Source organism: Streptomyces lacaronensis (assembly GCF_047337785.1).
GTDB lineage: Bacteria > Actinomycetota > Actinomycetes > Streptomycetales > Streptomycetaceae > Streptomyces > Streptomyces lycopersici.
The window spans coordinates 4,942,443-4,964,158 of record NZ_JBLHDK010000003.1; the positions used below are offsets into that span (position 1 = coordinate 4,942,443).

Genomic DNA, 21,716 nt, shown 5'->3' on the forward strand with positions numbered 1-21,716 from the left:
TTCTACTGCGGTCCCGACCCGATGTCAACAAACCACCGCTAGTGTCCTGCGCCGGAGATCCGTCGGCAGAAGCGGGCGAGGGAGTCGAGGATTTCTTCGGCTGTCTTGGTCCAGATGAACGGCCTGGGGTCTTCGTTCCAGTTCTTGACCCAGGCGCGGATGTCAGCTTCGAGGGCCTGGACGTTCTTGTGTGCGCCACGGCGGATCATCTGGTCGGCCAGGAAGCCAAACCATCGCTCGACCTGGTTGATCCAGGAGGAGCCGGTCGGGGTGAAGTGGAGCTGGAACCGTGGGTGTTTGCCAAGCCACGCCTTGATCGCGGGGGTTTTGTGGGTGCCGTAGTTGTCCACGATCAGGTGGACCTGCAGGTGCGCGGGCACCTCTTTGTCGATGCGGATCAGGAACTTCTTGAACTCCGCTGCCCGGTGCCTGCGGTGCAGGGCACTGATGACCTCGCCGGTTGCGACATCGAATGCGGCGAACAGGGTGGTCAGTCCGTTGCGGACGTAGTCATGGGTGCGTCGTTCGGGCATGCCCGGCATTATCGGCAGCACCGGCTGGGACCGGTCCAGCGCCTGGATCTGGGACTTCTCGTCCACCGAGAGAACCACCGCGCCCTCGGGCGGGTTGAAGTACAGGCCGACGACGTCGTAGACCTTCTCCACGAACAGCGGGTCCGTCGACAGCTTGAACGTGTCCGTCAGGTGCGGCTTGAGCTGGAACTTCCGCCAGATCCGGCCGACAGTGGACTTCGACAGACCACTCCGGTCCGCCATCGACTTCCGCGACCAGTGGGTGGCGTTCTTCGGGAACTCCTCCAACGTCGCGACCACGACCGCCTCCACCTGGTCGACGTCGATCGTGGGCGGCCGGCCCGGCCGGGGCTCGTCGGCCAAGCCGTCCAACCGGTCGGCCAGGAACCGCCGCCGCCACTTGCGGACCGTGTCCGCGGCCACCCGCAGATCCCGGGCGACCGCGACGATCGGCGGCACCTCCGGCCCTGCGCACGCCAGCACGATCCGCGCGCGCAGGGCCAACGCCTGGGCCGATGTCGCCCGCCGCGCCCACCGCTCCAACACCGCCCGCTCGTCATCGGACAGCAGCAACGGTTCCAGCTTCGGGCCCCGACGAGGAACTGACGCACCAGCAGCAGAAGTCATGCAACTACTAACGATCAACTACTGGCGCAGGACACTAGTAGGGCTTGGTCAGGTTCATTTGTCGGTGGGCCGGGGTCTCTATCTGCGGGGACCGCTGCTGGATGGGCAGCGCACATCGGTGGAGCCGATGGCGGCCCGGCTGGGCAAGGACGGCAAGGAGGATGGCCCCGGCGATCAGACCGACCGCCTTGATCATCGATGACACCGGCTGTGCGCCACGAGGCGCTGGGAATCGAGCGGGAGGGAGACCCCGCCGCTGGTCATCGCAGTCACCGGTTGAAGCGGGAGGCAGGTGGAACCCCGGGTTGGGGGTGACGCTAGTGCCGCATCAGGCAATGTTCGCCCTGTTCCCGACCTCGCGGAGGCGTTCGTCGGCGGCGTGCTTGTTCACCGGTCCGCCGGGCGGGGCAACTCGACGCGCTTCTCCTCGGAGAGCACGGACATTGAACTGTCTGGCCGTGAGATCCGTCGTAACTCGCGTCAGCGCTGTCGCCGTATGAAGGGAAGGCCAGTCGTGCCCGAAGCCAAGCCGGGAAAAATAACCAAGGAACCCACGGCCCAGCACCTGGAAAAGCAAGCCCGGAGGCAGGAGCGGGAACAGGAAAAGCTGGCCCGGAAAATGGTTTACGGCTCTCTCAGGCGGGCGATCCGGGACACCGCACAGGAATTTAAGGGGTTTTTGGAGAACCCCTTTGTGCTCAAGGATCCTCCTGAGCCCAAGATGTCGAAAGCCCACGAAGGGAAGCTGAATAACGTAGCGGAAAAGGGTGGCGAGAAAGCCGTCGTGAACGTCACACGCGAGGTGTTGTCGCGAATCGACAAACAAGGCAAGACACCCCTGTGGGGTGAAGTCCCTAAGAGGGAGACGCATCTGGTAGGAAATGACTGGGAGCACCAACTGCTACTGAATAAACTGCTGGACAAACAGGAGCAACTACTCAACGAACAGAAGAACGGCCCGCAGGCCAGCCGTCCACCAAGCTTCAATCTGCCCAAGCTTGGCACGCTGCCAGATCTGCCGCCGACTGGCGAAGCACTGCTAGCGGCACACGCCGAAGGAGTGGCGAACGCAGAAGCAGCGGCGGAAAAGCTCATCAAGGTCACGGAGGAAGGGAGGTCACAGTGGGAGGCACTCACTGCACGCTTTAGCCGGCCGAGCAGTGACGCGGCACCGAGGCAGGACAGTGAAGCACGCCCGGTGAGCCCTTTGGACCCGAATGCCAGTCGGCCGTCGAGTCGCCCACCCAGTCCTCTCGGCACTGCCTCGCCCCCTCTACGCCCGAGGCAATCAGCTGACGAGTGGGCCGAAAAGCAGACGAGGGAGCCGCCTGAACTAACCACAGCTTCGCCGTCTCACTTGCTCCCGCAGGGCACGGCTCACAATATGTCGAACTCTTCTCGCCCCTCTCCCCGAGGATCCCAGAGTGCGTCCCCCTCACAGCAGAAAACGTATGGGCCAGGCCATGTACCCCGCTGAGCCTTCTCCCACCTGCGCAACCGGCCGACGGCACTGGTTGGGGTGATGTCCCCGTTGTCCACCCGGAAATCGTGCTCACCTTCACCGCACCGTCCTTGGCCAGACGGACCGCGCCGGAGCGGTGTCGACTGGCAAGCGGCAAAAACCAGTGGCTCGGCGACCGGCCGCCCTGGCAGCCTTCGGCATCATGGACCCAGACGTGTGGAACGAACATGTGGCCCAGGGCTACGACGAGTTGTCCGTCCACATGTACACCCCTGAAGTCCTGGGCCCCACCGTCGACTTCCTCGAACGCCGCGCGGGTTACGGCCCGGCCCTGGAGTTCGCCGTAGGGACGGGACGCGTCGCACTTCCGCTGAGCGCGCGAGGTATTCGCGTGGCGGGGCTGGAGAAATCGGAGCCCATCGCCCGGGAGCTGCGCGGGAAACCCGGCGGCGGCGACGTGGACGTGACCATCGGCGACATGGCCACCGCGCGAGCTCCAGGCAAATTCAGCCTGGTCTACGTCGTCTAGCTTAGCTAGTGCCGCATCAAGCAACGTTCGCCCCGTGGCGATTGAACTCGCTCTGCCTTGCGGCAGGATGCGGTTGAGGCTTGTCAGGACCCGGGCTATGAGCGTCGTGCTGCTCGTGCCAGGTACTCCTGGGCCGTGGTCACGTTGGAGGCCAGGTTAGTGATCGAATCGAGCACCAGTCAGTGATCCATCCAGGGTTCGTACTCGGCCCGCCGCTGCTGAACTGCTTCCCAGGTCGGTTCCTCGAAGCCCACGATGCCCCGGGATCCTTGCAGAATGCTGCGAGATGTGCGAATCCCGGACGCAGTTGGAAGTCCATCACGTCCGGAAGCTCGCTGATCTCAACCGGCCTGGACGGCGAGAGAAACCGGCGTGGGTTCATCTCATGGCTATGCGACGGCGAAAGACCCTGGTGATCTGCCGACGCTGCTATGAAGACATTCACGCCGGGCGGCTCACCGCTCTTAAACGGACGTGATCACTGGAGAGCGGAATGCGGGGAATCACGCCCGTTCCGTTCGGGAAGGGGCCGTCGGAAAAGGACCCACGCCACGGGCACCTCGTCGGCGGCCTACATCACTCGGCGGTCGGGGTTGGGAAAACCGACACCCGATAAGGTGCACGGCGTCCCGTCCCCGACCCAACTCCTCAAGGACGGCGACGCCTCGGCCTGTGTGTCGCGGCAGTACACCGGCACCGCCGGCAAGGTCACCAGTTGCCAGGCGGGCGTGTCCTTACACCTGGCCTCGGACACCGCCTCAGTAATGTGCTGTGAATACCGCTGAACAACTTCACCACGTCGTCCTCCGGCTTGCTGCCGTGCTGGTGACAGTGGATCGTCGCCAACCTGACTGCTGCGGCTGCTGCGGCTGCTGCGGCTGCTGCGGCTGCTGCGGCTGCTGCGGCTGCTGCGGCTGCTGCCCAAGCATCATGCGTCGGCGTGGCCACGGACTGCTCCGGAGCCGCGAAATCTCGCCACACCCCCTCCGTCCGTCACCTGGCTGGTGCGGTCCGTATGTCTCAGCCCATCCGGGACCGGGAACCAGTGCGAGACCTCCCCGGCACCCCCACACTGGATCCACGCCACAAACGGTTCAATCGACACCGCCCGACGGCTCCGCCGGGCGGTGTCGCCGGGCACGGCTACTTGTTCCACCTCTTGTTCGTGTTGTTGACCTCCAGCTCCGCCGCCGTCAGGTCCACGTGCAGCGGGATTCCGGGGCGGCTGCCGACCTTGATGAGGAAGTTGCCGAGGCCGGGTGGGTCGGCTCGGCGGCCGTTGGTGGCATCCCAGGCGGGTGGGGTTGACCAGTCCACCAGGAGTCGTTTCTCCGCCTCTGTCAGCTCCACGACCTGGGCCAGTTGCGGCATCTCGACGGGCGGCAGGCCACCGCAGATCACCATGCCGGCGCGTTCCACGAAGCCCTTCGCCTTGGTGCGGTCCTCCTCCGTGGGGAGGGCCAGGAGGTCGTCGATGGAGTGGGTGATCATGGCCAGGCCCACTCCGCGCTGGCGGTCCAGGCGGGTGAGGGCGTTGACCCGGTCGACCAGGCCTCGGCCCGCTTGGAGGACGCGCCAGAGTTCGTCCATGACGAGGAAGTAGTTGCGCTGCGGCTCCAGTCCCGCGTCCGCGAGCGCGTGTGCCGCGGAGACCGCGCCGAACCCGTACGACCAGCAGGACAGCAGGGCCGCCGCCTGGAGCAGGACCTCACTGTCGTCGATGCCGCTGACGTCGAAGCAGACCGGGCGGTCCAGCTTCATCGCCTCCGTCGTCGGCTGGGCGAAGGTGCCGCCCAGGCGGCCCTCACCGAGCAACGCGGTCAGCGACGCCTCCAGGTCTTCCGTGATGTCCCGGTAGCGGCTCATGTCGCCTCGATCCAGGGCGACCGACCGTACAGCCTCCGGGGCGTCCTTGATGACCCGCACCAGGTCACCGAGGACCGGAACGCGGCCCGAGCGGTCCGAGCCCGAGCCGTGGCGGTCGGCCAGGACGTTCAGCGCCGTCGACAGGATCGTCTCCTCACGGTCCGTCGGCGGCGCCGAACGCAGGATGGTCACCAGGGCGGACACCATGTGGAGGCGACGGCCGTGGATCTCGGCGAGGAGCCGGCCGCGAGCGTCGCCGGTGAGCCGGCCCGCGGCCTGGAGGGATTCGCCGGGGTCCAGGACGTTGAGGTTGCCGCGGCCCCGGCCCAGGCTGATGACCTGCCCGCCGATCGCTCTGATCAGGTCCACGTAGTCGGGCTTGAGGTCACCGAAGATCAGCGGGTGGACACCGTAGCCGGAGAGGCCGAGTGCCATGCGCCGTACGACCGTCGACTTGCCGAGTCCCGGGCGGCCGAGCACGAACATGGACGGGTTGGCCAGCAGCCCCGTGCGCATGAACCATGACACGGGGTCGCAGCACACCGTGGCCCCGGAGTCCAGGTCACGACCGAGGGGTACCCCGACCATGGGGGTTCCGGCGCCCGCGCCGAACGGCCACAGGCCGCACACCTGTACCGAGGTGCCGCGCCACTCGGGCGCGGGGTCGACATAGCCGACCATGCCGCCACCGTGGCCGGGCCAGCCACGGGCGGTGGGGTGCGGCGGGCGGGGTTGCTTGGTCTTGCGTGCCATCGGGTTCTCCGTAAGTTGTCAGCCGACCGACGTCACATCGCGTCGCGTACCGTCTGCGGCAGGGCGGTGTGCAGCGGCAGGACCAGGCCCAGGGGCAGCGCCGCCGCGAACGCCGCCGACTGCGAGCCGTAGACGGGCCGCACCGCGATGCGGGCGGCGGGGGCCAGGTGGTCGACGGCCGCGGCGGCCTTCGGCAGCTCCTCGGCGGAGTTGACGGTCGCGGTGATCAGCATGCCGAAGCGGATCACGCCGTGTCCCTGGGCCTGTTCCTCGGTGGTCCTGCGCGCCGCGGTCACCTCCGCGTCGTCGCGCGCCTGGCCGATCTGCGACTGCTGGGCGCTGAACAGCGCGTTCTTGTAGTCCTGCTGGACGACGCGGGCGCTCTCGGCCCGGCTGTGCGGGCGGTACAGGAGGGTGACGCGCTTGCGGGCGATGTCGCGGTTGGGCTGTACCAGCCCGGTCAGGACGTTGGAGAACACCTCGCCCTGCGGGGCCTCCGTCATGGCCCAGGTCACGCTGAACGCCCCGTCGTGACGGTAGTGCGCCCACGCCTCCTGGGCCGCCATGGGACCGGCTTCGCTCCAGGTGAGCCCGGTGCCGCCGGTGGCCTGCGCCTCCTCGACGAGAGGCGCCACGGCCGGGTCGTAGGCGACGCGCACCGCCTCGGCGAGTTCGGTCGCGGTCATCGGTACGGCCGTGCCGGCGCCGGTCATGGACAGCCCGGCGGTCAGGCCCGGCAGGCGGGTGCCGATGTGCACCGCCATGTCCTCGGCGCTGCGGCGGGGAGAGCCCGGGCGGGCCGCGCCGGAGTACGTCAGCGCGATCCGCGTGGTGATCTGCGCCGAGCCCGCGAAATAGTCGGTCACCACCTCGTTCAGCATCGACGAGGCCAGGTCGGGAGCGTCGGGCGCGGTGTTGGCGGTGATCTCCTGCTGGAGCCGGACTCCGGAGTCGGGGGCGGTCTCCACGGTGACGCTCGCGGCGACGAGGCCGGGCTCGGCGCTCAGCGCGGACAGCCACTGGCCCCAGTGGGCCACCCAGGTGTCGACCTGCCGCTCGTCGACGAGGGCGGCTCCGTCGGGGTTGCAGGAGATGACGACGGCGTGGTGGCCGGTCGCCGGAGTGGTGACCATGGCGAACGGGCGGCCGTAGCCGTCCCGCGCCTCGGTCAGCTTCGACGCGGCCGCCAGGCCGGGCAGTTCGCAGGTGCCGTACCCGGACCGGCCCAGCGGACCCGACCGGTACAGGTGGCCGCCGGACTTGGTGGTGCGCCACCAGGCCAGGCGGACCGCGCCGCGCTGCATCAGCGTGCGGCCGTGCCGGTCCTTCACCGCCAGCGGGGCCAGGAGCACGGCGAACGACATCGCCAGGCCCAGGGCGACCCAGATGGAGATCAGCGTGGCCAGCACCACGGCGATCATCCCGGCGAACAGCAGCATCGTCGCCCCGAGGGACAGACCACGCAGGCCGGAGCTGCGCGGCTTGCGGAAGTTGCCGTAGGTGCGCGGGGTGAGTTCTTCAGTGGCCACGGGGTGTCTCCTGCTGGTCGTCGGGATACTGCCGGACCGGCACCGGCAGCGGGGTCGCCGTCTCCTCCCGGTCCTCGGGCTGCGGCTCGGTGCTGTCCTTCGCCGTGGCGTCCTTCGCCGTGGCGTCCTTCGCCGCCGGCCGGGCGGGTGGGGTCATGGCACGCCCGCGGTCCGGCGTTCCACGGGCCCCGTCCGACGTCCCGCCCGTCCCGTCGGCGCCCCACGCGACCCTCGTGCCGCCCGCCCGTGCGCCGGTGGCCTCCCCGCTCACGGCGGCCCCCGCCACCGACCGGCCGGTGGCCAGGCCGCGCAGGTGCGGTACGGGCAGCGCCCCGGTGGCCGCGGCGGCCGGGCCGCCCGCCCCGGCGGACGCCTTCGCCGCACGGCCCGTGCCGGATACGGCCGCCTGGACGACCGGGGCGGCGAACCTCATCAGCGCGGGCAGGGTGAAGCAGGCGAGGACGATCAGCACGACCCCGGAGACCATGGAGACGACCTCGTCGTCCTGTTTCTGGCCGGTGATCGAGAAGGCGGCGGCGTACACGATGGCGGCGGCCGGTTTGTACAGCACGAAGGCGAGCAGCCAGCCCACGGACCTGCGGAACCAGACCCGTCCGGCGGGGGTGGAACTGGCCGCCGCCGACAGGGGCAGCGTGCCGGTGAGGATCACCAGCATGGCCATCCGCACGACCATCAGGGCGATCTGCGCCACGGTGGCGACGACCACCAGGATGGCCATGACGAGGACGAGGAACGACGAGTCCGTGCCGCCCAGGGCCAGCATGGCCGAGGTGCGTTTGTCGAACTCGGCCACGCAACTCGCGACCGGCTCCCCGGTGGCACTGGCCTGTCGGCACCCGGTGGACCTGTCGATGATCCAGACGCTGAACTTGTCCCCCGCCGAGGTCAGCAGGGAGACGGTGGCGACCCCGGCCGAGGAGACCACCACCAGGTTGAGCAGCCCCTGAAGAGCCTGCCGGGCCGGCTCGCCGCGGCGCTGCCAGGCGAGTTGCCCGGCCGCCACCAGCAGGCACAGTACGGCGGTGAACGAGGTGAACCACAGCGTGGAGCCGCGGAGGAACGCCACCGGTCCGGCGTCGTCGCCCAGATCGGGGCTGCCCAGGTTCATCCAGGCGCCGCCGAGCGCCTTGACGGTGATGCTCGCCGCCTTCGCGGCGCTCTCGGCGATGTCGTCGAACGCGCTGCCGCCGAGGTCGTCCGGGGACGTCCCCGTGCCGTCCCCCACGCAGTAGCCGCCCACCGAGGGAGCCACCCAGCCGAAGTCACAGCCCGCCATCACACACCTCCCCACTCGGCGTATCCGGCCAGGGAGTCGACGGGGGTGGCGGCGGCGGGGGCGGCCGGGTACTCCAGCCGCCAGTCGCCGCCCCGCCACAGCACCGTCGTGGTGGCGGCCTGCATCCGGCCGTCCGGGAACCGCCACACGGTCTGGATCACCGCCGTGGTGTCGTTGTACGTGACGAACTTGAATCCGGCGATCTGCCCGTGGGCGCCGCCGTCCCGGTCCGCGGACGCGCTCTCCTCCGCCTTCGTCCGCTCGGCGATGTACGCGTCGCGGCCCGCGCCGACGGTCTGGGTCAAGGTCACCTTCCGCCAGTCGTCGGCGGCCAGGTAGCGCACGCTGATCTGGCTGGTGGCCAGCAGGGCGCCGACGGGTGTGCGCGCGTAACAGCGCGCCACGTCCTCGCCGGCCACGGCCGGGCCCGCTGCCTTGGACGAGGGAAGGGCGACGGCGCCGTACAGGTCCCAGGTCACACCCCGGGGGGCGGCGGTGGGCACGTCCTGCCGCTCATCGGCCAGTCGGGGGCACGAGTCGTCGCCGTCGCCATCCCCCGGGGAGCGGGACGAAGGGGGGGCGACGGCGGCGCGGCCGGGGGACGGCCGAGAAGCGGTGGAGCTGTTGTCCTCGCCGGAGCCATCCGAGGCGGCGACGACCGCCCCCCCGATGACGGTCACGAAGCCGATGAACGCGGCGGCGAGGATGAAGCCGGTACGCAGCCACGGGCTGCGCGGCTCGTCGGACCCCGCGCGGGTGCCGGAGTCTGCCATGGTTCTTCCCCATCCTCATGGGTGGTTCGGTGTGGTGGTTGGCCGGACGGATGAGCGGCCTGTCTCGTCGGCGCCCGGGTCCGTCGGCGCCTACGTCCTGTCGGCGCCCAGGTCCCGTCGGCGCCTAGACGAGCGCGCCGACGATGCCCGAGGCGGAGCCGACGAGCAGGCACGCCCCCAGGACGAAGCCGAGTCCTCTGGCGTGTTCGCGGCCGCCTCCCCGGGAGTGGTCGACGGCCATCCGGGCGGCGACGCCGAAGATGCCCGCGACGCACAGGGCGGTGACGCTCCAGGCCACCCACTTCAGCACCGTCAGCAGGTCGCCTGCTCCGGGCGGTGCCTCACCCCCGCCGACGTCGGGTACGCCCGAGGGCTGCGGGGAGGCTGCGGTTATATGGGCCAGGTACGGGGAGGCGTCCGTCACGGCCGCCAACAAGCTGGACAACTCGATACCTTTCTAGGCGAGTTGGGTGAGTCGCTTCAGATCGCGCGCGAGGGCCACGCACTCCTTGGGCGGTTGCGGCAGATACGTCTCGCCGAGCCGCCAGGGCTCCACCCACGGGATTTCCCACAGCCGGGGCACGGCGCCGGAGACCAGCCGCACCCGGTCCCGCAGGATCCGGGGGCGTCGGCCCGGGGCGTCGGCCACGACGACCAGGCCCAGCAGGTCGACTCCGGTGACCATGCGTGAGGCCCACTGCTGAGCGGCGTTCTGCGCGGCTCCGAGGCCGTGCGCGCTGGAACGGGCGACCAGCACGACCGCCTCGGACTCCCCGGTGACCGGCCAGGCCCGGCCCGCGTCCCGGCCACCGGGCACGGCCAGCTCCAGCGTGCTGACACCGGCGCCGCCGTGCACGCCCAGCCACCACCACGCCAGCCCGTCGTCCGGCCGCGGTCGGGTGACGGGCAGTGCCCGCTCCGGCCGCGGGACTCCGGCGCCCTGAGGTGCCGCCGGGCCGGTGAGTCCGGTGGTCGTGCCTTGAACCGATTGCCGGGGTTTCCCGTTGGTGTCCCCCGGAGGGCCCGGCCGCAGCCAGGGATTGACCACCTGCGCATCCCCTGCCAAGGAACCTCCTTCGACCGCCGACACAACGAGCCGATCATATACATAAGTTGCTAATAATCCGCAAATATATATTTTGCAACTTAAGGAACATAAGGATTGATTCGCCCATGTCGGATCACAAGACTCTCCCGGAGGCCGCGGATCATGCGGGGTGCCACAGATGAACGGCCGCGCCGGCCGGGCGGGACCGGCGAGGCTGGTCACGGGATGCGCCGTCCTGGGGCTGGTCGGCTCCCTGGTCTGTCTGTCGGTGCTGGGGGCCGTGAGCCGGGAACAGGACTCCGCACCGGTGGGGTTCACCCCCGGGCTCAAACCCGGGCGCGTACCGCCCGAGTACGTGTCGTGGATCAAGCGCGCCGGCGAACTCTGCCCGGAGGTCAGCGCTCCGCTGGTGGCCGCGCAGATCGAGGCGGAGTCCGGCTGGAACCCCAAGGCCGTGAGCCCGGCCGACGCCCGGGGGCTGAGCCAGTTCATCCCCGCCACCTGGGCGACGTGGGGCGTGGACGCGGCCGGCAAGGACGGCGGTTCGCAACCGGACGGCACCGCCGACCCGTTCACCCCTGGTGACGCCATCATGACCCAGGCCCGCTACGACTGCGCGCTCGCGGACGAGGTCAAGGAGATGCGCATCGGCGGCGACCCCACCCGGTTGATGCTCGCCGCCTACAACGCGGGCCCCGCGGCGGTCAAGGAGTACAAAGGCGTGCCTCCGTACCCGGAGACCCAGAACTACGTCACCAGGATCATCACGGCGATGGCCCGGTACAGCGGCGGCCAACCGGGCGAGGCCGACGGCTCGTTCGGCAGCCGGGTGGTGGCCGGTGCCAAGAAATGGCTCGGCACCCCGTACTCGTGGGGCGGCGGCGGGCCGGAGGGCCCCGGGCGCGGATTCGCGCAGGGCGCGGACACGGTCGGGTTCGACTGCTCCAGCCTCGTGCAGTACGCGGTCTACCACGCCAGCGGCGGCGCGATCCTCCCGCCACGCGTCAGCCAGGCCCAGGTCACCTCCGGCAAGGCCGTACCCCGCGACGGCATACGGCCCGGCGACGTGATCGGGTTCCAGCTCGGCGACAGCTACGACCACATCGGCATCTACATCGGCCAGGGGCAGTTCATCCACGCGCCGAAGACCGGTGACGTAGTCAAGATCAGCAGCCTCGACGACCCCTACTACGCCGACAAGCCCCAGAAAGTGAGACGGTTCGGATGACGTCCTCCAGCCCGCGGGGTATCACCGCCGCGGCGGCGACGGTGCTCACGCTCACCCTCGCCGCGAGCGGGTGCGGTTCGGACATCAGCGGTGAAGGGCGCGCACGCTCGTCGACGCCGTCTCCCGCCGCGACCGGCACCGGCCCGTACCCGACCCCCTCCGCCTCCCGCACCGCCGCACCCGAATCCCCGAGTCCCCGGCCCACCGGCACGCCCCGGGGAGGCACACCCCGCCCCGGCGATGTCGAGCAGACCGACGCCGACGCGGTGAGCCGGGGCGCACTCACCGCACTGTGGACGTTCGACACCGCCGTCGACCGCGGTCCTCACGACGCCGAGTTGCGCGCGGTTGACGCGGGCTGGCTGACAAAAGCGTACGCGGACCGGCTGCGCTCGCGGCAACCCCAGTCGGTCCCCGGCGCCCAGTGGCAGGAGTGGGTCCGCCACCGTGCCTACGGCACCGTCGAGCTGGAGCAGGCCGAGGAGGCCGCCAAGCCCACCGACACCGGCACCGAGGCGTGGCGGCAGTGGACCGTCATCACCACCCCGTCGGGGCGCGATCAGTGGACCGGCCAGCCTGTCCCCGTCGCGGCATACGTACACCTCACCCGCGCGGCGGCCGGCACGGCATGGCGGGTCGCCGACGTCATCGTCCGTTAGCCCCGGACGTCTCCGTCCACCAGCACGAAGGAAACCGCATGCCCACGACGCGCGAGCCCGCGGACATACCCGCCTGGCCGGTCTACGACCTCACCGTGCACGACGACGGCCGGGTCCTCTCCTCCGGCCCGCTGATATCCACGTCGGGGCACTCCACCCGGGCCGCCGCCGTGGACAGGGTGGCCGGCGTGGCCGCCAGGCTCGGCCGTCCCGTGCGGGCCAGGGCCACCGAACCGGACGGCACCGTATGGCACCTGACCATCTCGCCCGACGGAGAAGTGAGCGAGGTCCCGGGCGATGGACCGCGCGCCGCGGCGCCGAGGAAGCGCCACGCGAAACGCGCGGCGAAGGCGGCTGCCACCGAGCCGGCGGCAGCGGCCTCCGACACCTCCGGGTTCGGATCCCGCGCACGGCCGCGGCCCAAAGCACACGCGGATTCCCTGTCCCAGGTGGTGGATTCCCTGTCCCAGGTGACGGACCACCTCGAGGCGGGCCGTGTCGACCAGGCCACCAGCCTCGTCGCGCGACTCGACGAGCAGGCCGCGAGCGCCCTCGGGGTCTCCCACCCCGACGCACTGCGCATCCGCGAGGTCCGGGCCCGGGTCACCGCCCTGGCCGGGGACCCGGTCGGCGGCGTCCGGTTGTACCGCGACGTGGCCGAGCGCTGGTACTACCAAGGGGACAGCGAGCAGGCCGAGGCGGTGGCGGGCCGGGCCGAAGCGCTGTGGCGGCAGATCACCGACCCGGAGCAGGCGCTGTCCGCCGGGGACGCCGTGATCCGGATGCGCAACCAGATCCCGGGCAGCGCCGGCGACGCGCTCACCGCCGCCGTGGCACACCAGGCGTGGCTGATGGAGGCCCACACGACCCGCAACGCACCCAATACGCCTCACGCGCCTCACGCGCCCAGTGCCCACGACGCGAACGGGCTCGGGACGCGGGAACCCTCCGTGGCGGAATCACCCGCGCTGCCAAGGCCCCGTCCCGTCCTGACCTGGGAGCGGCCCGCGGTGCAGGCCCGGCCGATGGGGTGAGCGAAGACCTCGAAACCCCCGCCCGGTCCCGCGTCACGCCGCGGACGGGTACGCCCACTCGGGCTTCTCACCGACCTCGTCGTCGGCGCTCTCGACGACGCCCATGGCCAGCCGCAGGGCACGTACCGCGTGATATGTCCGCGACTTGACGGTGCCCGGCGGAATACCGAGCAACTGGCCCGCCTCCCGCGTCGACCTGCCCGAGTAGTACGTCTCGTACAGCACTTCCCGGTGCTTGGGCGACAGTTGCCGGAAAGCCTCCCTGAGAAGCAAGGAGGAGAGCAGCCAGTCCACGTCGTCGGGACTGATCACCAGGTCGTCCAGCCAGGCCATGCCACTGACCTCCTGGGGGCGCGTCATACGCAACCGGTAGTCGTCGATGACGAGGTTGCGGGCCACCCTGAACAGCCACGGCCGCAGCGGCTGGCCGCCGTTCAGGTCCTGCGTGCGCCAGCAGCGCAGGAGCGTCTCCTGCACCACGTCCTCTGCCCGGTACCCGTCACCCCCCAACAGCCGTACCACGTAGGAGTACAGAGGCCCCGCCTGCTCGGCGTAGAGCGTGCGCAGCGCGTTTTCCCGGGCGCTCTCCGTCCCCGAGGAACCGATCATGGTCCAACTCACGTTCGTGCTACTCCCTCGATTCGTGACCTCATGGAGGCCATGCCTCCAAGCGGGGCTCGGAGGCCGCGATTCGGGGCGAGTGTTTCGAGCGGAGTTCCACATCAATTTGACGTTCGATTGACAGATGGAACAGCTGATTCCAGCGATTCGGAAGGCGGGATACCGCAGTGGCGGAGGCGGCTCTTCCACCACCTAAACGCCGCTGACCTGCGTCTTCCCTCTCAGCTTGCTCCGGTTTCCGGTGTGTCGGCCGCGGTGGAGAGGGCGTGTATACGGCGATTGACGTCGCGCATCAATTTGGCGTCCTCCGCGGCGTCACCGCCCTGTTCCGCAACCCTGGACCACACGGCGAGCAGCTCCCGCCCGTGGTCGGCGGCGGAGGCCGGGTCGTCGATCAGCCGCCAGGCGGCGAGCGCACGCATCAGCTCCTCATGGGCGCGGGGGTCACCCTGCCGGTGGCGGATCCGGGCGAGTTCGAGACACATGGCGGTCGCGGCTGAGTAATTCCCGCACCGGTGTGCCGTAAACGCGTCCAGCGCGTGGGCTTCGAGGGTGAAGGGGTGCTCATCGCCGAAGGTACGGGCCGCGTGTCCCCGCAACCGGAAGGCGAGCGCCGCAGCACGCTCGAGAGCACCGGCGTCCATGGCACGGGTGATGTGCGTCACGAGGTCGGCGAGTTGGTCCGGCACCGCCTGGACACGGGTGTCCCCTCCGGGACCCTGTTTACCGTCAGCGGACGGGATCGCGTCCGGGGACGGCCCGGTGGCCCAAGGCGGTTCAGCCAACGAGGGTTCGGCAGGCGGCGGGTCGACCAGCGCGGGGCCGGCCGGGAGCGGCTCGGCGTCCGGCGGGGGGTCGGCTCGGCGCGGCCCGGGGGGAGGTCCTGGAGCCGGCTCGTGCTCCTCTCGCTGTCCCTCGTACCACACGATCCGGCTCGAACCGTCGGGAGCGACCTCGATGCGGGTGAGGTCCCCCGCCTGCCGGTTGTCGATCACCGCCTCGACCGGTTCGCCCCGGGCCCGCGCGTGGCGGTGCAGCGTGTCGAGCACGGCGGTGTGGACCGGTTCGCCCTCAGGTACCCGGAGGGGATCGCCGTCGAGGACCACGGTGCCGTCGCGGCGCATCAGCACCTCGAAGGGGGAGGGCGACCGCCGCGATGTGTCGTCGTGTGGGGCGTGGTCCTGCCGACCCTGGCGGGCCCGTTCGCCGGACACGGTGCTGCTCCTCGCTCTGCTGGTCACTGGTCGTCCGTGGGACTCGACGACTCGCTGGGCTGGGGCGCTGGGCTCATGGTGGGGTAGTCCTCCCCCTCCGGCGGTTTCACGACACCGGCGTACAGGGCGAACGAGCTCCTCACGCCGACGACGTAGGTGTTCGCGTCGGAAGCTTCCGGAACGCCCTTCGCCTTCTTGATCTTGTCGAGGCCGACGTCGTACGCGGCCAGGGTCAGGTCGAGAGGGTCACCCTTGACCTTCTTGGTGTCGAGGAGCGTGTCGATCTGCTTGGCCAGCGAGCACAGGTACCGGCCCTGCGTCATGATCGAGTCCTCGGGGTCCAGGCCCGAGGTCTTGCCGTTGTTGTCGTCGTCCTCGCCGAATTCCTCGAACTTGTCCGGCGGCACCTGGGAGATGCCCTCTGCCCCGTCGGTGCCGACCAGCTTCTCGTTCCACCCGGACTCCTGCTGGATCTGCGCGGCGACCACGACGGGGCCGATCTGGAAGCACAGCGCCCCGGCGTCCCGGACGGTCCTCAGCAAGTCCGTGGGCACGGCCGGGGAGTACAACTCTTCCCTCCCATCGCCGTTGTTGACCTCCATGACCCGGTCGCCCTTCTCGCCGCCGTCGCCTCCGCCGTCGCCTCCGCTTCCACAGACGTTGAAAATGCTACAGAAGATCACAATGGGCCACATGTAGCGGTAAAGGAGGTACACGATGAGCACTCCTGCGAGAAAAAGCACCCCAATCATGGGCAATATGAGGCATCCGGTCAACGTCCCGAGGCTGGTAGCTATCAGCGCCGTGTTCGTCGATTTCGCATGGGCCTCCTCGTGCGACTCCCCAGAACTTCCGCTCACGACCGGCCACATCCCATTCGCTCAACTGTCCGAAACCCGACCCGCACGACACGCGTCCGCGGAGACCTTGAACCAGGTCACCCGATTTCCCGTAGTGGCTGCCTGACGGACCGCCGCGAGCCCTGCACGCCGCAACGGACACAGCGGCCCATCAGTTCAATGCGGGATCCGTCGGCATACGCGAAACGAGGGAAGGAGAGGGCGCACATGGGCGTCCCTTCGGCGCCATCCGGCGGCTCGCCGCTGTGGGTCCGCGGACCGAGCACACAGCAGGCTGCCCCGGTCCCGAGCGCGCCGGCCACACCAACGGCGCGTTCGGCGCCGGCCGCGCCGACCGCGCCGACCAAGCGCTCGGCACCGACCGCGCCGACCAAGCGCTCGGCACCGACCGCGCCGTCCACGCGGGAGGCATCGTCCGGACGCACGGCGCAGGCCGCGCCGTCCTGGCCCATCGCACTGGCCGAACAGGCGCCGACGCGGCACCGGGGCCATCAGGTCGCCTGGGTCAGCGCGCACGGCGGCGCGGGCGCGAGCACGCTCGCGCGCGTGCTGGGGGGCGCGGACGTGGGCCGCCGGTGGCCCGATCCGGCCCAGGGCGAGCCCGGCCGGATACTGCTCGTCGCGCGCACCCACGCCGCGGGTACGCGGGCGGTGTCCCAGGTGCTGAACGCATTGCGCATGGCGGAGCATCCCGCGGGGGTGCGGCTCATCGCCGTCGTGCTCGTCGCCGACGCGCCGGGGCGGCTGCCGCGCGCGCTCGGCAGGCGGGTACGCGTGCTGCGTTCGGCGGCCAAGGTCCACCGCGTGCCCTGGATCCCGGCCTGGCGCGCCGGTGAGGACGTCGACCGTCCGCCGAGGGAAGTGCGCACCCTGGCCTCGCTCGTCTCGGCGCCGTCCAGGCGTGTGGGGAGGCCGCTGTGAACCTGGCGGCGGACGATTGCGGCGGCCCCGAGGATGACGCGTCCAGGCCCCCGATCGACTACAAGCACTACGACCCCAAGGACTACGGCCCCAAGGACTTCCAGCCCAAGTGCGACTTCGACCCGTCACAGCACGGGGCCGACGATCTGATCGGCTACTTCGCGTGGGCCGTGACGGCCACCGCCGTGGCGGGTCTGATCATCATCGGCATCCGGATGGCCATGCAGCTACAGCGCGGCGAAGGCGCGGCGGCTTACAAGGGCGGGGTCATCATCGCCACCGCCTGCGTCATCGGAGCCACAGCGGGGCCGCTCGTCAAATTCCTCGTGGTGCCGTACCTCATCTGAGAGCCACGCGCACCTTCCGACACGACTCATTGCGACAACGGAGACCTCATGAAAGACGCCCTGCTCTCCCTCTACGTCTCAGGGCAGACGTACCTCGCCGACGCGAAGGTCCCCACCCCGGAGAAGGACGCGCCTCCAGAGCTTACTAAGGCGGTCGACACGGTGTTGGGCGTCCTCGCTTGGGCCGGCACCGCCGCCGGGGTGGCGGGCATCCTGGTCACCGGAGTGATGATGGCGATGTCCGTGAAGCGCGGAGAGGGCTCCGAACACCTCAGCCGCCTGGGCATGGTTCTGGGCGGCTGCATCCTGGTGGCCGCCGCGGGGCCCACCGTCCAGTTCTTCTTCAAGGCGAATCCCATAGGCGGGTAGTAGGCGAGCGCGGAAGAGGTAATCGACGTGTTCGCCGTGTTCGGCTCGCGACGAAAACGAGTCCCGCCCGACGGGCCCTTCTACAAACAGCGCGGCTGGATCAACTCCGCCGCGTTCCTGGGGTTTCTCGTGGGCATGTCGCTGCTGGCTCTCCTGACGATCGGGACGGACGGCCAAGGTGCCGACACCACGGCCGGCGGCCGGGACACCTCGGTCCCGGATCCCCTGGCCGGGGTCAGCGGCCCGCTGTCCCCCGGCGATCCGCAGCACCTCCGCCAGGGTCCGGACGGGCGGCCCAAGAACTGCCGCACCGACGACCGGGACACCTCGCGGCCGACCGCTGAGCCTGCGGACATGCGGTGGAAGAAGCTGGGCGCCATCATGGTGCCCAGCTCACCGTCGGCCGGGCCGCTGCGCACCGACACGGGGATGTGGTGGTGTTTCGCCCGCACGCCCATGGGGGCGGTTCTGGCGGCGCACATCATTCCCGTTCAGCTGAGCGGTGCCGCCTGGCGCACCGTCGCGGAACAGCAACTCGTGCCCGGCGAGCCGCGCGACAAGTTCGTCGCCGACAAGGCGACGGCTGACGAGACGAGCCAGGAGAGCAGCGCCATCGAGAGGTTCGCCGGCTTCTCCGTGTCCTCGTACTCACGCGAGACCGCGACCGTGCGACTGCTCACCGCAACTCCGATTGGCGGCTACCTGTCGATGTCGGTATCCGTGCGCTTGCGTGACGGCGACTGGAAGGTGGTACCCCAGGACGACGGTTCCCCCTACTCGCCCGCGAAAAAGGCGTCGCCCAGCGATTTCGTCATGTGGGGAGGTTGATATGTTCTTGGCAGCAGACGACAACAGATGCACTCATAAGACCAATTTGGGCGACCTGATCACGAACCCCGTCGGCGAGATGGTCAAGGTCGTGGCCCAGCTCGCGATGAGGAGTGCCCTCAACATCTTCAAGGGCATCGGGGGCCCCAGGTCGCACGACGTGACCTCATCGAACCTGATCAGCGCCGAGATACGGTGGCTCATCGTCTATCTCTCGGTCGGTTCGCTCCTCTTCGCCGCGGCCAAGATGGCTCTGGACCGCAAGGCCGACGCCGGCCGGACCGCGCTGAAGGGCATGGTGCGCGTCATCGTGATCAGCGCGGCCGGGTCAACGGTGATCTCCACGTTCGCCGTCGTCATGGACGCGTACGCCTCCCACCTGTTCGAGGCGGCCCTCGAGAAGTTGACGAACGGCATCGACTGCGGCGACAAGATCGGGAACATGCTGTTGCTGATCATCGGGTGCCTCCTAATCCTCGCCGGCATCGGCCACACGATCCTGCTGTACATCCGGCTCGGCGTGATGATCGTCCTGATGGGCACGCTTCCCCTGGCCGCCGCCGCGTCCATGACGGACTGGGGCGGCACGTGGTGGCGCAAGCACGTCGGCTGGATGGTCGCCTGGCTGCTGTACAAGCCGACGGTCGGTCTCGTGCTGTATTCGGGGGCAGTCATGATCGATTCCGCTGGGGGCGAGCAAAGAGACATCCAGATCGCGGGAATGGGCCTGCTGCTGCTTTCGGCCATCGCCCTGCCGGCGCTGATGAGAGTGATCGTCCCGGCGACGGCCGCTCTCGGCAACGACTCGTCCGGAAGCTCCGGGGGCACCTTGGGCAACCTCGCCACCGGAGCGATGATGGCCATGCCGATGGGCGGCCAACTCGCCGCCGGTGCTCGCGGTGGCGCCGCGGCCGGCGGCAAGAAGGCCGAGGGAGCCAGCGGCTCCAAGGGGTCTTCCGGCTCCGGTGAGTCTTCCGGCTCCGGTGGGTCTTCCGGCTCCGGCGGATCCTCGCGCTCCGGTGGGTCTTCCGGCTCCGGCGGTGGAGGCAGCCAACCCGCCGGCGGCGGCAACGAAGAACAGCACGAGGAAGGCCGCGGCGGAGGCGGCGGCGGAGGCGGAGGCCGCGGAGGCGCACTCAAGGGCATGGCGGCCAGCGCAGGGCCTCAGATTGCCGCCATGGCAGCGATCACGGCGGTGACCGTGGCGGCGCAGAAGGGCCAGGACGCCATGAATACCGCCAAGGGCGCGGTCGAGGACGCCGACGGGGAGAAGGGCCTGGGGGACCCGTCGGGGAGCCGCGGGGACCCGTCGGGGAACGGCTGACCGGGCCGGGTACGACGGCCTTCCCCCGAGTCCCGTCGTACCCGGCCCTCGTCTCCCGTCCACCGGCCGCACCGTCGGTCCGGTATCGCCGCACGAGGAGTGCGCGACGGGAAGGGGCGGCCGGGGCATGGCCCCGCTCGGCGTCGGCGGCCGGGGCGTGACCCCGGCTGCCGACGCCGGAATCGCCCTCACGAGATCCATCCACACGGAAAGGGAAAGCAGGTACTCCCATGTCCACCCAAGCCGCCACAGTCGACCCCACCTACGGGAACTGGCGCAGACCGCGGCGGCCCGGCCTGGGCCCGTTCGGACTCGTCGGCACCATCGGGGTATTCGGCGGGCTGGTCTTCGACCTGATCGTGTCGCTGATCTCGCTGCCGTTCGCGCTCATCGTCGTCGTGTTCCAGGTGTTCCTCCTGCTGCCGCTGGCCGTGCGCACACAGGACGGGCGCAACGTCTACCAGCTCATGGCGATGCGCATCGGCTGGTCCCGGCGCAAGGCCAAGGGGGCGACCACCTACGTCGCCGGTCCGCTGTCCCAGCGGCCGGGCGGTTCGTTCCGTCCGCCGGGACTGCTCAGCCGTGTGAAGGTCATGGAAGGCAGGGACGCCTACGACCAGCCGTTCGGCGTACTGCACCACCGCGGCCGCAACCTGTACACCATCGTGCTCGGCTGCGAACCCGACGGCGGGTCCCTGGTCGACCCCGAGCAGATAGACAACTGGGTCGCGGCATGGGGCCACTGGCTGGCCCGGCTGTCCAGCGAGCCGAACCTGCGCGGGGCCTCCGTGGTGGTGGAGACCGCCCCGGACACCGGAACCCGGTTGGCCGCCGAGGTGCTGCCGCGCATCAGCCCCGACGCGCCGGCGGCGGCGCGGGCCGTGATGGAGGAGGTGGTGGAGGCGTATCCGAGCGCGTCGTCGGAGATGCACACCTACCTCACGCTGACCTACGGCATGCCCCCCGGGCAGAAGCGCAAGAGCGAGGACATCATCGCCGACCTCGCCGTCCGTATCCCCGGCCTGCTGAACGGAGTGGTGGGCGCGGGCGGCGGACCCGCCTCCCCCTTGTCCGCCGAGCGCATCGCCGAAGTCGTACGGGTGGCCTACGACCCGGCCGTGGCGGGAGATGTCCTCCAAGCCCGCGCCGCTCACGGCGGCACCGGCCTGACCTGGAACGACGCCGGCCCCGCGGCGGCCGTCGAGAAGGTCGACGCGTACCAGCACGACTCGGGGGTGTCACGGTCCTGGATGCTCACCCTCGCGCCACGCGGCACGGTACGCGCCCAGGTGCTGCGCGGTCTGCTGGACGACTCGCCCGGCACCCGTCGCAAGCGGGTGGCGCTGCTGTACCGGCCCATCGACCCGGCGACCTCGGCGCGCATCGTCGAGGCCGACCGGCGCGCCGCGCAGTTCATGGCCACCTCTCGGCGCGGCATGGTGCAGGCGCGGGCCGCCAATGAGGTACGCGCCGCCGAGCAGACGGCGGTGGAGGAGGCGACCGGCGCCGGCCTGGTGGAGTTCTCGCTGATGGTCACGGTGACGGTCGACTCCGACGCCGACCTCGACGACGCGAACACCACGGTGCGCAATCTGCTGGCCGGAGCGCGGCTGTTGATGCGCCCGGCCGACCGGATGCAGGCGGCGGCGTTCAGCTGCACGCTGCCGGCCGGGATCCTGCCGTGGGAGTACACGCTGGTGCCGCGCGAGCTGAAGGAGGCACTGTGAAATCCAAGGACACGAGCGACACGCGCGACACGGGCGAGATCACGTACAAGGACGAGGACCCGGACAGGAAACCCGAGAAGAAGAACAAGGGGAGCAAGGGGAGCAAGAAGAAGCCCGTCAAGGTCAGGGACGACCCGTTCAACACGCGTGGCTGGCCCGGCCCCGGC

At 70.0% G+C, this 21,716-nt stretch carries 22 protein-coding genes and 2 pseudogenes; 14 read left to right on the forward strand and 10 right to left on the reverse strand.

All coding sequences use genetic code 11. The annotated features are described in order from the left end of the window. Positions 1-38: 38 nt before the first annotated feature. On the reverse strand, positions 39-1,160 hold the full coding sequence (locus tag ACMTAK_RS20965; protein WP_413807640.1) for an IS630 family transposase: 1,122 nt from the start codon (positions 1,158-1,160) through the stop codon (positions 39-41). A 73-nt stretch (positions 1,161-1,233) separates the two neighbouring features. Between ACMTAK_RS20965 and ACMTAK_RS52675 the strand changes: the two are divergent. The 5 genes and pseudogenes from ACMTAK_RS52675 to ACMTAK_RS20990 all read left to right on the forward strand — a co-directional run. Further along, positions 1,234-1,369: pseudogene (locus ACMTAK_RS52675) on the forward strand (IS701 family transposase); the annotation flags it as partial. A gap of 305 nt (positions 1,370-1,674) precedes the next feature. Next, entirely contained in the window at positions 1,675-2,637 is a 963-nt protein-coding gene (locus ACMTAK_RS20975) for a hypothetical protein (protein WP_413807642.1), read from the forward strand. A gap of 187 nt (positions 2,638-2,824) precedes the next feature. Further along, positions 2,825-3,151 carry a hypothetical protein gene (locus tag ACMTAK_RS20980; RefSeq protein ID WP_413807643.1) on the forward strand — a complete coding sequence of 109 codons (327 nt, stop codon included), beginning with the start codon at positions 2,825-2,827 and terminating at the stop codon, positions 3,149-3,151. Positions 3,152-3,437: 286 nt separating this feature from the next. Then, complete coding sequence (locus tag ACMTAK_RS20985) at positions 3,438-3,629, forward strand: HNH endonuclease (protein ID WP_413807644.1); 192 nt, start codon at positions 3,438-3,440, stop codon at positions 3,627-3,629. 160 nt (positions 3,630-3,789) lie between these two features. Further along, a pseudogene (locus ACMTAK_RS20990) lies at positions 3,790-3,912 on the forward strand (transposase); the annotation flags it as partial. Between the two features lie 382 nt (positions 3,913-4,294). Here the strand turns inward: ACMTAK_RS20990 and ACMTAK_RS20995 are convergent. From ACMTAK_RS20995 to ACMTAK_RS21020, 6 genes are all read right to left on the reverse strand, one after another. Further along, positions 4,295-5,770: an ATP/GTP-binding protein gene (locus ACMTAK_RS20995; protein ID WP_413807645.1), complete on the reverse strand. Its 1,476-nt coding sequence runs from the start codon at positions 5,768-5,770 to the stop codon at positions 4,295-4,297. Positions 5,771-5,802: 32 nt separating this feature from the next. Beyond that, a complete protein-coding gene (locus tag ACMTAK_RS21000; protein ID WP_413807646.1) occupies positions 5,803-7,299 on the reverse strand; it encodes an SCO6880 family protein in 1,497 nt (498 codons plus the stop codon). Further along, positions 7,289-8,596 (reverse strand): hypothetical protein, encoded by a 1,308-nt coding sequence (locus ACMTAK_RS21005; protein WP_413807647.1) that lies wholly within the window; start codon positions 8,594-8,596, stop codon positions 7,289-7,291. The genes ACMTAK_RS21000 and ACMTAK_RS21005 overlap by 11 nt, the downstream gene beginning before the upstream one ends. Next, on the reverse strand, positions 8,596-9,369 hold the full coding sequence (locus ACMTAK_RS21010) for a hypothetical protein (protein ID WP_413807648.1): 774 nt from the start codon (positions 9,367-9,369) through the stop codon (positions 8,596-8,598). The genes ACMTAK_RS21005 and ACMTAK_RS21010 overlap by 1 nt, the downstream gene beginning before the upstream one ends. A gap of 124 nt (positions 9,370-9,493) precedes the next feature. Then, on the reverse strand, positions 9,494-9,814 hold the full coding sequence (locus ACMTAK_RS21015; RefSeq protein WP_413807649.1) for a hypothetical protein: 321 nt from the start codon (positions 9,812-9,814) through the stop codon (positions 9,494-9,496). 12 nt (positions 9,815-9,826) lie between these two features. Then, a complete protein-coding gene (locus tag ACMTAK_RS21020) occupies positions 9,827-10,435 on the reverse strand; it encodes a DUF6668 family protein (RefSeq protein WP_413807650.1) in 609 nt (202 codons plus the stop codon). Positions 10,436-10,595: 160 nt separating this feature from the next. Here ACMTAK_RS21020 and ACMTAK_RS21025 point away from each other — a divergent pair, with 160 nt between their 5' ends. Genes ACMTAK_RS21025 through ACMTAK_RS21035 form a run of 3 tightly spaced genes read left to right on the forward strand, consistent with a single transcriptional unit; the run spans position 10,596 to position 13,338 of the window. Next, positions 10,596-11,645, forward strand: coding sequence for a C40 family peptidase (locus tag ACMTAK_RS21025; RefSeq protein ID WP_413807651.1), 1,050 nt, complete (start codon positions 10,596-10,598; stop codon positions 11,643-11,645). Beyond that, positions 11,642-12,304: a hypothetical protein gene (locus ACMTAK_RS21030; protein WP_413807652.1), complete on the forward strand. Its 663-nt coding sequence runs from the start codon at positions 11,642-11,644 to the stop codon at positions 12,302-12,304. The genes ACMTAK_RS21025 and ACMTAK_RS21030 overlap by 4 nt, the downstream gene beginning before the upstream one ends. A 38-nt stretch (positions 12,305-12,342) precedes the next feature. Beyond that, positions 12,343-13,338, forward strand: coding sequence for a hypothetical protein (locus ACMTAK_RS21035; protein ID WP_413807653.1), 996 nt, complete (start codon positions 12,343-12,345; stop codon positions 13,336-13,338). A gap of 33 nt (positions 13,339-13,371) precedes the next feature. On the opposite strand, the gene ACMTAK_RS21040 is transcribed toward ACMTAK_RS21035, so the two are convergent. From ACMTAK_RS21040 to ACMTAK_RS21050, 3 genes are all read right to left on the reverse strand, one after another. Beyond that, complete coding sequence (locus tag ACMTAK_RS21040) at positions 13,372-13,959, reverse strand: sigma-70 family RNA polymerase sigma factor (protein ID WP_413807654.1); 588 nt, start codon at positions 13,957-13,959, stop codon at positions 13,372-13,374. Between the two features lie 221 nt (positions 13,960-14,180). Next, the gene (locus tag ACMTAK_RS21045; RefSeq protein WP_413807655.1) at positions 14,181-15,173 is read right to left on the reverse strand and encodes a hypothetical protein; all 993 of its coding nucleotides are present in this window, start codon (positions 15,171-15,173) and stop codon (positions 14,181-14,183) included. Positions 15,174-15,196: 23 nt separating this feature from the next. Further along, complete coding sequence (locus tag ACMTAK_RS21050) at positions 15,197-16,033, reverse strand: lytic transglycosylase domain-containing protein (RefSeq protein WP_413807656.1); 837 nt, start codon at positions 16,031-16,033, stop codon at positions 15,197-15,199. A 207-nt stretch (positions 16,034-16,240) separates the two neighbouring features. Here ACMTAK_RS21050 and ACMTAK_RS21055 point away from each other — a divergent pair, with 207 nt between their 5' ends. From ACMTAK_RS21055 to ACMTAK_RS21080, 6 genes are all read left to right on the forward strand, one after another. Further along, on the forward strand, positions 16,241-16,954 hold the full coding sequence (locus tag ACMTAK_RS21055; RefSeq protein WP_413807657.1) for a DUF6668 family protein: 714 nt from the start codon (positions 16,241-16,243) through the stop codon (positions 16,952-16,954). Next, positions 16,951-17,301, forward strand: coding sequence for a hypothetical protein (locus ACMTAK_RS21060; protein WP_413807658.1), 351 nt, complete (start codon positions 16,951-16,953; stop codon positions 17,299-17,301). Before ACMTAK_RS21055 ends, ACMTAK_RS21060 begins: the two co-directional genes overlap by 4 nt. Before the next feature lie 48 nt (positions 17,302-17,349). Continuing rightward, positions 17,350-17,670 (forward strand): hypothetical protein, encoded by a 321-nt coding sequence (locus ACMTAK_RS21065; RefSeq protein ID WP_413807659.1) that lies wholly within the window; start codon positions 17,350-17,352, stop codon positions 17,668-17,670. Between the two features lie 27 nt (positions 17,671-17,697). Continuing rightward, entirely contained in the window at positions 17,698-18,498 is an 801-nt protein-coding gene (locus ACMTAK_RS21070) for a hypothetical protein (RefSeq protein ID WP_413807660.1), read from the forward strand. Between the two features lies 1 nt (position 18,499). Further along, positions 18,500-19,822 carry a hypothetical protein gene (locus tag ACMTAK_RS21075; protein ID WP_413807661.1) on the forward strand — a complete coding sequence of 441 codons (1,323 nt, stop codon included), beginning with the start codon at positions 18,500-18,502 and terminating at the stop codon, positions 19,820-19,822. Positions 19,823-20,052: 230 nt separating this feature from the next. Beyond that, entirely contained in the window at positions 20,053-21,549 is a 1,497-nt protein-coding gene (locus ACMTAK_RS21080; RefSeq protein WP_413807662.1) for an SCO6880 family protein, read from the forward strand. Positions 21,550-21,716: the final 167 nt, after the last annotated feature.